General features: G+C 65.5%; 11 protein-coding genes. 8 read left to right on the plus strand and 3 right to left on the minus strand.

The features are described from left to right. Positions 1 to 123 precede the first annotated feature (123 nt). Positions 124 to 1326, plus strand: a complete 1203-nt coding sequence (locus AC5RUM_RS07525) for an ROK family transcriptional regulator (RefSeq protein ID WP_494034349.1) — start codon at positions 124 to 126, stop codon at positions 1324 to 1326. Between the two features lies 1 nt (position 1327). Here AC5RUM_RS07525 and AC5RUM_RS07530 read toward each other — a convergent pair whose 3' ends face one another. Continuing rightward, on the minus strand, positions 1328 to 1525 hold the full coding sequence (locus tag AC5RUM_RS07530; protein WP_494034350.1) for a hypothetical protein: 198 nt from the start codon (positions 1523 to 1525) through the stop codon (positions 1328 to 1330). A gap of 407 nt (positions 1526 to 1932) precedes the next feature. Between AC5RUM_RS07530 and AC5RUM_RS07535 the strand changes: the two genes are divergently transcribed. Then, positions 1933 to 2898, plus strand: coding sequence for a methylenetetrahydrofolate reductase (locus tag AC5RUM_RS07535; protein ID WP_494034351.1), 966 nt, complete (start codon positions 1933 to 1935; stop codon positions 2896 to 2898). Between the two features lie 122 nt (positions 2899 to 3020). Beyond that, positions 3021 to 5351 carry a 5-methyltetrahydropteroyltriglutamate--homocysteine S-methyltransferase gene (gene metE / locus AC5RUM_RS07540; RefSeq protein ID WP_494034352.1) on the plus strand — a complete coding sequence of 777 codons (2331 nt, stop codon included), beginning with the start codon at positions 3021 to 3023 and terminating at the stop codon, positions 5349 to 5351. Positions 5352 to 5456: 105 nt separating this feature from the next. Here the strand turns inward: metE and AC5RUM_RS07545 are convergent, their stop codons facing one another. Further along, entirely contained in the window at positions 5457 to 5963 is a 507-nt protein-coding gene (locus AC5RUM_RS07545; protein ID WP_494034353.1) for a DUF2004 domain-containing protein, read from the minus strand. Positions 5964 to 6008: 45 nt separating this feature from the next. Further along, positions 6009 to 6926 (minus strand): LysR family transcriptional regulator, encoded by a 918-nt coding sequence (locus tag AC5RUM_RS07550; RefSeq protein ID WP_494034354.1) that lies wholly within the window; start codon positions 6924 to 6926, stop codon positions 6009 to 6011. A gap of 122 nt (positions 6927 to 7048) precedes the next feature. Between AC5RUM_RS07550 and AC5RUM_RS07555 the strand changes: the two genes are divergently transcribed. The 5 genes from AC5RUM_RS07555 (at position 7049) to nrdI (ending at position 11786) form a co-directional block, all read left to right on the plus strand. Next, a complete protein-coding gene (locus AC5RUM_RS07555; protein WP_494034355.1) occupies positions 7049 to 8404 on the plus strand; it encodes an NAD(P)/FAD-dependent oxidoreductase in 1356 nt (451 codons plus the stop codon). Further along, a complete protein-coding gene (locus tag AC5RUM_RS07560) occupies positions 8401 to 9126 on the plus strand; it encodes a DUF1365 domain-containing protein (RefSeq protein ID WP_494034356.1) in 726 nt (241 codons plus the stop codon). The genes AC5RUM_RS07555 and AC5RUM_RS07560 overlap by 4 nt, the downstream gene beginning before the upstream one ends. Next, positions 9123 to 10448: a class I SAM-dependent methyltransferase gene (locus tag AC5RUM_RS07565; RefSeq protein ID WP_494034357.1), complete on the plus strand. Its 1326-nt coding sequence runs from the start codon at positions 9123 to 9125 to the stop codon at positions 10446 to 10448. Before AC5RUM_RS07560 ends, AC5RUM_RS07565 begins: the two co-directional genes overlap by 4 nt. Before the next feature lie 466 nt (positions 10449 to 10914). Then, positions 10915 to 11160, plus strand: coding sequence for a glutaredoxin-like protein NrdH (gene nrdH / locus AC5RUM_RS07570; protein WP_056625338.1), 246 nt, complete (start codon positions 10915 to 10917; stop codon positions 11158 to 11160). A gap of 77 nt (positions 11161 to 11237) precedes the next feature. Further along, positions 11238 to 11786, plus strand: coding sequence for a class Ib ribonucleoside-diphosphate reductase assembly flavoprotein NrdI (gene nrdI, locus AC5RUM_RS07575; protein ID WP_494034358.1), 549 nt, complete (start codon positions 11238 to 11240; stop codon positions 11784 to 11786). Positions 11787 to 11807 lie beyond the last annotated feature (21 nt).

The raw sequence follows: 11807 nt of genomic DNA on the forward strand, positions 1-11807 counted from the left end.
TACCCGTATACCGGCAGGTAACGTACGATTCAGACATCGATAGTGGACCACCGACGATGCTTAGGGGATTCCTTGACCGAGATCCGCCAGCCCTCACCGAGGCGCGGAACAAACTTGCCCCGCATGGGTGACTTCAATCTGACTGTCATCCTGGATGCGATCCGGCGCTCGTCCGGAGGCCTGAGCCGCGTCGAACTGGCGCAGATCGTCGGTCTGTCCCCGCAGACCATCTCAAACATCTCCCGCCGACTGCTGGACCAGAACCTCATCATTGAGGCGGGAAAGGAGGGGAGCGGGCCGGGAAAACCCCGAACGATTCTCCGCCTCAACCCGTCGGGGATGTACGCCGTGGGCGTGCACCTGGACCCCGCCGTCGCAACGTTTGTGCTGCTGGACCTCGTGGGTGCGGTGGTCCAGCATTCGCAAATCAAAACCCCCGCGGACGGCGGCCCGGACGCTGTCATTGCCGCCATCGCCGGCGAGATCGAACAGCTGATCCAGGCCTCCGGCGTGGACCAAGACAAGATCGCCGGCCTGGGCGTTGCGGCGCCGGGACCGATCGACCATGACAACGGAACCGTGGTGGAGCCTCCGCTGCTGAACGGCTGGCACCGCGTTCCGCTCCGTGACGCCCTCGCGGACGCCACGGGCATGTCAGTCCTGATGGACAAAGACGTCACCAGCGCCGCCGTCGCGGAAACCTGGGCTGGCGGGCCCAGCGGTACCGGGAGCTTCGTCTTCATGTACATGGGCACCGGCATTGGCTGCGGCATCGTGCTCAACGACGAGGTTGTGCGCGGTTCATCGGGCAACGCCGGCGAAATCGGCCACATCATCGTTGACCCGGACGGCCCGCTCTGTGACTGCGGCCTGCGGGGTTGCGTCAAGTCATCGTGCATTCCCAAGGTCCTGGTGGCTGAAGCCCATGCCGCCGGAGTCCTGGACGAGGCCGCCCCGCTGTCCAACGGACCGGCCGTGCAGGAAGGGTTCGCCCTGCTGTGCCAAGCTGCCGACGCAGGAAACGAGGCAGCAGCCGCCATCATCGACAAATCCGCCGTCCTGGTGGCGCGGGCGGCGGCCGTGGTGGCCAACACGCTCGACGTTGACCGCGTTGTATTCGGCGGACCGTTCTGGGGTCCACTGTCAAAGCGCTACCTGGACCAAGTCCCCGATCTGATCAGGGAAAACAGCGACGCCCGGAACATCCACGCCATCGAGGTGGTGGGAACCGGGGTGGGGGAAGACGTCGGTGCCGTGGGAGCTGCCTGCCTGGTCCTGGAGCACACGCTTGCGCCACGCGCCCAGCGGCTGCTGCTGGAGGGTTGAGTCAGTCGATGTCCTCGACGATCGTTCCGTAGGGAATGGTGTCATCAAGGTGTGCCTGGTGGCCTCGCGGGACATACAGCACGCGGACGCCATGGAGCTGGTCAGCTGCGGACTGCAAGAGGACAGGCCGGACCATGTCAACGAAGCTCGGGTCCTTGTCGGCAAGATATTCCTGGTAGCTGGCTGGTAGCTGGATCATGGCAAAAGAATAGACCTGTTCCTGCCCCAAAGGGAGGGCTCCCGGGTGGCTGCCGGCGAAGAAAATTCTGTGGCGGACTGTCAAGAAGGCGTAAGAATGCGTCTTAATTCGATGCCCGACTTGAACGGTGCCCAGCACGGCTCCTAGAGTTCTATACAAGTTACCGAGGTAACGTGTCAGCGATCCTCCGCTGCGGATACGCCGCCAGGCAGCCGCCAAGGAGGATGTGGGTGCCCCCATGTGGGCCTGACATTTGCTCACGGACAGCTTTTATTCAGGCGTAACAGTCGCGGCTGCGCCCTGCCGAAGTTGGTTCCGTGTTCCCCAAACTCAATTCATTGACCGCTCACTGCACGGGTTCACGCCACGGCAGTTCCGCCTTCAATGGCCCATAGCCAAGGACGCAAATGTCACCACCCAGCCTTATTGAGACACATCCAAATCTTTCCGACGCCGCCCCGGTGGCGCTGTCCTACGAGCTCTTCCCGCCGCGCTCTCCCGCGGCCGCAGAGACACTCTGGACCACCATCCGCGAGCTCGAGACCACTGACCCCGACTATGTCTCCGTCACATACGGTGCCAGCGGCTCCAACCGGGACACCGCCGTCGAACTCATCAACCGGCTCGTCCTGGAAACCACACTCCGGCCGCTGGCCCACCTGACCTGCGTGGGAAACACGCCGGCGGAACTTGCCGAGATCATCGGGGAGCTCCTGGATGCCGGAGTCCGCGGCATCCTCGCCCTCCGCGGCGACCAGCCCAAGGACCAGGGAGAGCCGGTCAGCGGTTCGCTCCGCTACGCCCAGGACCTGATCGAGCTCATCCGCCGCGTTGAGCAGCGCCGTTCCGCGCTGCTGTGCGCCGGCAAGGTTGCTGTTGGCGTGGCCGCGTATCCCACCCGGCATCCGGAATCCCCGAGTGAGGCGCACGACGTCGAGGTGCTGCTGGCCAAGCAGCGCTCCGGAGCGGACTTCGCCATCACCCAGGTGTTCTTCCGCACCGAGCAGTACGCGGACCTCATCACGAGGGCGCGCCGCGCCGGCGTCACCATCCCGATCATTCCGGGCGTCATGCCGCTCACGAGCCTGCGGCGGCTGAAGCGCCTCGGCGAGCTCACCGGTGTTCAGCCCGCCCCGGAACTCATCGAACGGCTTGCCGCTGCAGACTCCGACGCCGAGCGGCGCCGCATCGGCGTCGGCGCCACCGTGGATCTGGCCAACGCCGCCCTGGATGCCGGAGCCCCCGGGCTCCACCTGTACACGTTCAATGAACACCAGAGTGCGATGGACGTCCTCGACAAGCTGTCTCTTGCGAGGCCCACACGCTCCGCCAGCCGCCTCAACGCGCTCGCCCGCCGGCAACTGGCCAGCTGACAACACGGCCAGTTGACAACCCGGCCAGCTGACAGCATAGCCAGCTGACAACACGGTCAGCTGACCTTGCGCGGCAGGCAACCACGCCCCTCACACTTTCTCAACCATTCAAGGAATCTCACATGACTGAACAGAACACCGCGTTCCCGTCCGCCTCGATCCTGGGCTACCCCCGCATCGGCCGCCGCCGCGAACTGAAGAAGGCCATCGAAGCCTACTGGGCCGGCAAGATCGACGCCGCCGCCCTCGACGCGGCCGCCAAGGAAATCCAACTGGGCACCGCGAAGCGCCTGCAGGGCCTGGGCCTGACCGAGGCTGCCGCCGTTCCCGGCACCTTCTCCTTCTACGACCAGGTGCTCGACGCCGCAGCCCACCTCGGCGCCGTTCCCGCCCGTTTCGGCAACCTCCTCAATGGTGAGGGACAGCTGGACATCGACGGCTACTTCACCCTGGCCCGCGGCAACAAGGCACAGCAGCCGCTGGAGATGACAAAGTGGTTCGACACCAACTACCACTACCTCGTACCGGAGATCGGCCCGGAGACCAACTTCGCGCTGACCTCCAACCGGATCGTTGAGGAATTCGAATACGCCCTCGCCAACGGTGTGGAGACCCGCCCGTACATCGTGGGCCCGGTCACCTTCCTGCTCCTGAGCAAGGCTTCCGACGACGCCCCGGCAGGCTTCAGCCCGCTGTCCCGCCTTGAGGACGTCCTCCCGGTCTACACCGCGCTGCTCGAGAAGCTGGCCGCCGCCGGCGCCAGCTGGGTCCAGCTCGACGAGCCCGCCCTGGTGGTTGACCAGGACACCCCGGCCCAAGAGATCCAGGCAGCCGTTGCCCGCTCCTACGAGGTGCTCTCGGCCGTTGCCCAGCGCCCGCAGCTGTTCGTCTCCACGCCCTACGGCGCGCTGAACGGCCAGCTCGGCACCCTCGCCGCCACCAACATCGACGCCCTGCACATCGACGTCTTCAAGGGTGCTGTTCCCTCCGCCGCGGCTCTGGCCGCCCTGGGCGAGAAGACCCTCGTTGCCGGCGTCGTTGACGGCCACAACATCTGGCGCAACGACCTGCAGGCGTCGGCGGACAAGATCGCCGAACTTCAGAAGTCTGTCGCCAAGCTGGCCATCAGCACCTCCACCTCCACCCAGCACGTCCCGCACGACGTCGAGGAAGAGATTCAGCTGTCCGAGCAGCTTCGCAGCTGGCTGGCATTTGCCGACCAGAAGACCGTCGAGGTCGTCACCCTGGCAGGTCTGCTGACCGACGCAGCCGCCGTGCAGCCGGCCATCGACGAGGCCACGCGGATCATCGCGTCCCGCGCCGCCGCAGAGGGTGTGCAGCGCGCCGACGTCCGGGCCCGCACCGCCGCCCTGACCTCCGCCGACTTCAACCGCTCCGAGTACTCGGTCCGTGAAGCCGCCCAGGAGACGGCCCTTGCCCTGCCGCCGCTGCCGACCACGACCATCGGCTCGTTCCCGCAGACGTCCGAGATCCGCACCGCCCGTGCCCGCGCCAACAAGGGCGCCCTCACCACTGAGCAGTACGAGCAGCTCATGAAGGACGAGATCAAGCGCGTTGTGGAGCTCCAGGAAGAGCTCGGCTTCGACGTCCTCGTGCACGGCGAGCCCGAGCGCAACGACATGGTCCAGTACTTCGCGGAGAACCTCGAAGGGTTCGACGTCACCGTCCACGGCTGGGTCCAGTCCTACGGCTCGCGCTGCACCCGTCCCTCCATCCTCTGGGGCGACGTCACCCGCAGTGCCCCCATCACGGTGGAATGGGCCAAGTACGCCCAGTCCCTCACCAACAAGCCGATGAAGGGCATGCTCACCGGCCCGGTCACCATCCTCGCCTGGTCCTTCGTCCGCGACGACCAGCCGCTGGGCGAGACCGCCAACCAGGTTGCCCTGGCGCTGCGGGACGAGATCGCCGACCTCGAGGCTGCCGGCATCAAGATCATCCAGGTGGACGAGCCCGCACTGCGCGAACTCCTGCCGCTGCGCAAGGCGGACCAGCCCGCGTACCTGGACTGGTCGGTGAACTCCTTCCGCCTGTCCACCGCCGGCGTTGCTGACGAAACCCAGATCCACACGCACCTGTGCTACTCCGAGTTTGGCGCCATCATCGACGCCATCGACGGACTGGACGCCGACGTGACGTCGATCGAGGCGGCCCGCTCGCGCATGGAGGTTGTCCACGACCTCGAGTCACACGGCTTCGGCCGCGGCGTTGGCCCGGGCGTCTACGACATCCACTCGCCGCGCGTTCCGGGCGAGCAGGAAGTCACCGAGCTGCTCAGCACTGCCGTCAAGCACGTCCCGACCCGCCAGCTCTGGGTCAACCCGGACTGCGGCCTGAAGACCCGCGGCTACACCGAGACCGAAGAGTCTCTGCGTAACCTCGTCAAGGCCACCAAGACGGTTCGCGCAGAACTGCTGGAAAGCGCAAAATAAGAATGTAGCCGCTGATCGAGCTTGAGACGCGACGGCGGGCGGCCACCTTAGGGTGACCGCCCGCCGTCGGCGTTTAATGCTCCGGTGGTTGAAACCGTCGAATCCTCACGACTCCCAGAGGATTTCGTCGTCCACGACGCCGTCTTCGTCCGCGGAGGCCACGAGCACCTCATCGGTGAAGTGCTCGCCGAGGGTGAAATCCATGACAAAGTAGCGTTCGGGCTGGCCGGGGTAGATGCCCACATGGCCCAGCTTCAGGGCCTTCAGGAACACAGCGTTCGTCAGCTGGCTCTTGTCCTTGACGCCAAAGACCTTCTGCAGGTGCTCGTCCTTGATGGCGTTGCAGTGGAAGCGGAGATACTCCTGCGGGCTGGTGCCTTCCTGCTCCAGCTCTTCAGCGATCATTTCGCGGACCTCGTCCACGAGCTCGGGTAGGTAACGCAGCCGGTAGTCCACCTTGTGCATTGCTGCTTCATCGAAGTGGTCGTGCGCGTTGATGTTCAGATCCAGCTCAAGGCGCTGTCCGGCAAGCTCATGTTCCGTGGCGATGTTACGGTCCCGGCCGTGGTTGAGCTCGATTACTCCGAAGTGCTGGCTCGCTACCTTGGTCATATCTTCAACATAGACCCGAAAAGCGGCTCATTCCAGCTTCGGCGATTATTTATCTGAAGACCCCAGACTGCCGAACGTGTCAGCCAGCAGGTCCACGAAGAGCTGTACGCGGGCTGTCTTCTTCTCGTTGATCAGCAGCGCAAAGACGTTGCGGGCCAGCCTGATCTCCGGCACATCCAGCACCACGACTCCGGACGGCCGGTGCAGCAACGCAAGCTCGGGTACCAGTGCGGCGCCCAGCCCCGCAGCGGCCATCTCCAGACTGGCGTGAAAGTCGTCGCTGTACGCCACAACGCGGGGATGGAGGTTGCAGCTGGCAAACAGCCGCTCGATCACGGTGGCGTCGCTCGTGCCGGGGTGGTGCACGATCCAGGGCATGTCCGAAAGATGGTCCGCAGCCACCTTCGCCTCGGAGCGGAAACCCCAGCCGCTGGGCAGGACCACGCGGAAATTGTCGTCGCCGATCCACTGCCGGTTGATCGTGTGCGGCCAGGCGAGCCCTGACTGGCCCACCTGGTACACCAGAGCCACGTCCACGTCTCCGCCGGTGCGGAGCCCCTGGATGGTCTGGGCCGGCTCCGCCACGGAAACCCGAAGGTCGATGCCCAGGTCCTTCCAGGCCGGGTTCTTCAGAATTTTCGGCAGGACATAGGTGGCGAGGCTGGGGAAGATGCCCAGCCTCAGCTCCTGGCTGGTGGCGTCCTGAGTCTTTGACGCGGCGGCCATCAGGGCCTCGATGTCCGTCAGTACCTTGGCCGCATGGCGGGCCATCACCACTGCGGCATCTGTGGGCACCACGCTCCGCGCCGACCGCTGGAACAGATGGACGCCAGTGTCGCGCTCCAGCGCCGACATCTGCTGGGACACGGCGGAGGCCGTGTAGCCCAGCCGGCTCGCAGCGGCCGCAAACGACCCCAGCCTGGTCACTTCCAGCAGGGTCCTGAGATGTACGGGATTGACCACCAGCCCACATTACTCCCGCTGCTCAGCCGCAGGAAAACAGCAGTACCCATCCGTGCTCTCTCCTGTTCCGAATAGCCCGTGAGTAATCAAGCAGCGGCAACTGTCCAGCAGAGGAGCAAGGAATGTCATCGAGCCCAGCGGCGACTGGAGACGGACACCGGCGGGTCGCCGTCGTCGGCAGCGGAGTGGCTGGCCTGACCGCCGCGCACATTCTGAGCCGGCGTGATCACGTGACACTGTTCGAGGCGGACGCCAGGGCCGGAGGCCACGCCCACACGCATGACATCCCGCAGGCATCGGGGACGCTGGCCGTCGACACCGGGTTCATCGTGCACAACAACCGCACCTACCCCAACCTCATCAGGCTCTTCGGGGAGCTGGGCGTCGAGACCCAGGACTCCGACATGACCATGAGCATCCGGTGCGACGGCTGCGGCCTGGAATACGCGGGAGCCAAGGGCGCCGCCGGCGTCTTTGCCCGCCCTGCCAACCTCTTGCGGCCGCGGTACCTGAGGATGCTGGCCGAAATCCTGAAGTTCTGGCGCAGGGCACGGGCACTGCTGGCCGCCGGACCGGAGGCGGGCGGGGAGGAAACCCTGGGAAAGTTTTTGGAGCGGGAAAAGTTCAGTGGGTACTTCACAGCCCATTTCATGGCTCCGGTGGTCAGCGCCGTCTGGTCCTGTGACCCGACCACCGCACTGTCGTACCCTGCGCGCTATCTCTTTACCTTCCTGGACCACCACGGCATGCTCGGCATCAAGGGCTCCCCGCAGTGGAAGACGGTAAAAGGGGGATCCCGGAGCTATGTTGACCGCGTGCTGGACGGCCTACAGGAACTCCGCCTCAACAGTCCCGTGCTTGCCGTGCGGCGCGCAGCCGCAGGGGTCCGGATCACGACGGCGGACGGCACCGAGGAGTTCGACGCCGCCGTCATCGCCGCACACCCGCGCGAGGCACTGGCCATGATCGCCGATCCCACGCCGGACGAGATCCGCGTGCTGGGCGCCATGCCGTACTCCGTGAACCACATCAAGTTCCACCGCGACCCCGCGGTGCTGCCGCGCAGCGAGGCAGCCCGGGCTTCCTGGAACTACCGGCTGCCATCCTGCGGGGCGCGCCCGGGCCACGTGCTCGTCAGCTACGACCTGACCCGTCTCCAGCGCCTCCGACCCGAGGACGGCGGCAGCTACATCGTCAGCCTGGGCGCATCCGAGCTCATCGAACCCGGCACAGTGCTGCAGGAGCTCGTCTATGAGCACCCCCAGTACACGCCGGATTCCGTGGCCGCGCAGGCCCGGCTGGGGGAGCTCGGCGATTCCCGGCTGGCGTTCGCCGGCGCCTACCACGGCTGGGGATTCCACGAGGACGGGGCAGCGTCGGGTGTCCGCGCGGCCGCACAGCTGGGCAGGGAGTGGGAAGCCCCCGCCGCCGGGCAGCAGATGATGGACGCCGGGCAGCCGGCGGTGCTTGCGCCGTGACGGCGGCCCTTTACCGCACCAGCATCCGCCACGTGCGGCGGGACCCGCTGGCGAACGCCTTCACCTACCGCAGCTACAGCTGGTACGTGGACCTCGATGAACTGCCCCGGCTGCCATGGTGGCTGCGGCCCCTTGCAACCTTTCACGCGAAGGACCACCTGGGCGATCCCAAGGCCAGCATCCGGGCGAACGTGGACCGCTTCCTCGCCGTCAACGGGCTGGAGCCCGACGGCGGAAAGGTCACCATGCTGGCGAACGCCAGGGTCCTTGGCCATGTCTTCAACCCCATCAGCCTGTTCTGGTGCCACGGTGCCGACGGCGGCCTGCGCGCGGTCATTGCCGAAGTGCACAACACCTACGGGGAGCGGCACTGCTACCTGCTGGCCACAGATGATGCCGGACGCGCGCGCACCGACAAGGAATTCTATGTGTCGCCCTTCAACGAAGTGGACGGCATCTACCGGATGACTCTGCCGGAACCCGGCGGCCGACTGGCCGTCGCGGTAGTGCTCGACCGGCCCGGGCGGAAGCCATTCACGGCCACCATGACCGGCATCTGCACGGCGGCCACGCCCCGCAGTATTCTCGCCGCGGCGCTCGACGTTCCGCTGGCGCCGCTGCGTCTGGTCGCCCAGATCCACTGGCAGGGAATCAAGCTTTGGGCCCGCGGACTGCCCGTCGTCAACCGCCCCCACCACGCCCCACAGGAGACAGTCTCATGACTCTGACAGATCCGACGTACCAGGGAAGCCCGGCCGGTCCGCTCCGTATCCCGCCGGCTCCGGCTGCCATCGACGCCGACGTATGGCCCGGCGTCGCGCATCCACCTGCCGGAGCGAAAGCCGCCTTGGCGGGGAAAGCCGCCGGTGCGCTGTTCAGGGGTGCCGCCCGGCGGCTGCCGCTGCGCGTGGAATACCCTGACGGGTCCCTGCTGGGTGCCGGGGACGCGGGGTCGCCGGTGATGACGATGATCAGGCCGGACCATTTCGACGCCCGCATCGGCGGCAACGGCCTGATCGGCCTGGGGGAGTCGTTTATGGCGGGGGACTGGGAGGCGTCCGACCTGGCCGGCGTGCTCGAGGTCTTCGCCTCCTCGGTGGAGACGCTGATCCCGGTGCCGCTGCAGAAGCTGCGCAGCCTGTACCTGCCCCGCGCACCGCGGCAGGAGCGCAACACGGAGCAGAACACGCGCGGCAACATCTCGCGGCACTACGACCTGTCCAACGAGCTCTTCGCCACCTTCCTGGACACCACCATGAGCTACTCCTCCGCGCTGTTTCCGCAAGGCGCCGGTCCGCTGCCGGACGTCGGCTGGGAGGGGCTCACGGCGGCGCAGCAGGCCAAGATCGACAGGCTGCTGGACAAGGCCGGAGTGGGAGCAGGGACGCGGGTGCTGGAGATCGGCACGGGCTGGGGCGAGCTCGCCCTGCGCGCAGCGGCCCGCGGTGCCACCGTCTACACGGTCACGCTGTCCAGTGAGCAGCAGGCGCTGGCGCGGCAGCGGATTCAGGATGCGGGTTACTCGGACCGGGTCACGGTAGCGCTGCAGGACTACCGCGCCGTGGAAGGGGAGTACGACGCCGTCGTGTCCGTCGAGATGATCGAGGCGGTGGGCTATGAGTACTGGGCCATCTACTTCCAGACCATCGACAGGGTGCTGGCGCCCGGCGGCAGGGTGGCCATCCAGGCCATCACCATGCCGCACGGCCGGATGCTCGCCACCCGGAATGCCTACACCTGGGTGCACAAGTACATCTTTCCGGGAGGTTTCCTCCCTTCGGTGCGGGCGATCGAAAGTGTCACCGAGCAGCACACCACGCTCCGGGTCCGGGAACGGCGGGGGATGGGCGACCACTACGCGGCCACGCTGCGGCTCTGGGAGGAACGATTTATTGAGCGGGCGGGCGAGGTGCGGGAACTCGGATTCGATGAGGTCTTCCAGCGGATGTGGCTGTTCTACCTCTGCTACTCCCGGGCCGGTTTCCAGTCCGGCTACCTGGACGTGCAGCAGATCGTGCTGGACCGCCGGGAGGCGCAGCTGTAGCCACGTTTCCTTAATCACATGAAGGGGTTCCGAAGCATGCTTCCGGGCCCCTTCTTCGTGTCCCGGGCCACGTCTGCGGGCCGCTCCGGGAAGGTGCGACACGCCGTCTTCCGCGCGACACGCTGGGCTTTAAATGTGTCTAACTACTCCACAGGGTGTGGATTTCGTCCGCGAAAATGCCGGAAATCCGGACATTTTGGGGACCCCCGCCTGTGGATTAAAAGTGCATTAAATGACATACTTGTAATACATCATCTAGGGGTTCCGCTGGGGACCTTGCACTACATGTAGTATCGACATACAGATTGAGCGGGAGACCGGGAAAGCCAGTACCGGGCAGTAGGGTTCTGGGTTGGCTGCAGTTCCAGGCAGGGTCTCCACCGCATCGGTGAAATTAGACGCAGAGACTTTAAGCAGAGTCTTCAGGAGTACAGAAGCAGTGACTTCAACAAAGGGGACAGGGACCATGACCGTTACGGTTTACACGAAGCCGGCCTGTGTTCAGTGCAACGCAACCTACCGCGCGCTGGACAAGAAAGGCATCACCTACCAGAGCGTGGACATCTCCCAAGACGCGGACGCCCTTGAGCGCCTGAAGTCACTGGGGTACATGCAGGCTCCGGTTGTCGTCACGGACCAGGACCACTGGTCCGGCTTCCGTCCGGACAAGATCGAAGAGCTGGCGCTGAGCGCCGCTGCTTCGGTGGCCTAGGCTACGCAAGCCCGAAGGCCTGCACCAGGGCCGAATGCCGTTCCGGCCAATGAATACCAGTAGGTGAGGTGACTCCCATGGCCGCGCCGGCTTTTGCCGATGCGCCGGTTGCAGCGCAGGCTGACAACACGACGCCGATGGACCGGACAGCCGGTGAGCAGACACCTGGTGAGTGGACGCCTGAGGAGCAGACGCCCGATGAGCGGACGCACAGTCACCTCATCTATTTTTCTTCGGCCTCCGAGAACACCAGGCGCTTCATCGACAAGCTGGGCACGGATGCCGCACGGATTCCGCTGTATCCGAAGGACCAGCCACTCACTGCCTCCGAGCCATATGTGCTGGTGGTGCCGACGTATGGCGGAACCGGGGGCGAGGGCTCCGTGCCCAAGCAGGTCATCCGGTTCCTGAACAACCCGCAGAACCGCCGCCTGCTCAGGGGCGTCATCGGGGCGGGGAACACGAACTTCGGGGACAACTACTGCATGGCGGGGGACATCATCGCCGCCAAGTGCGGTGTTCCCCATCTATACCGTTTCGAACTCATGGGGACGCCGGAAGACGTCGACCGTGTACAAAAAGGATTGGAAGAGTTTTGGACACGACTGTCGCAGACACAGAAGTAACCAGGCCCGAAGGAAGGGACA

The organism is Arthrobacter sp. B2060 (assembly GCF_059090445.1).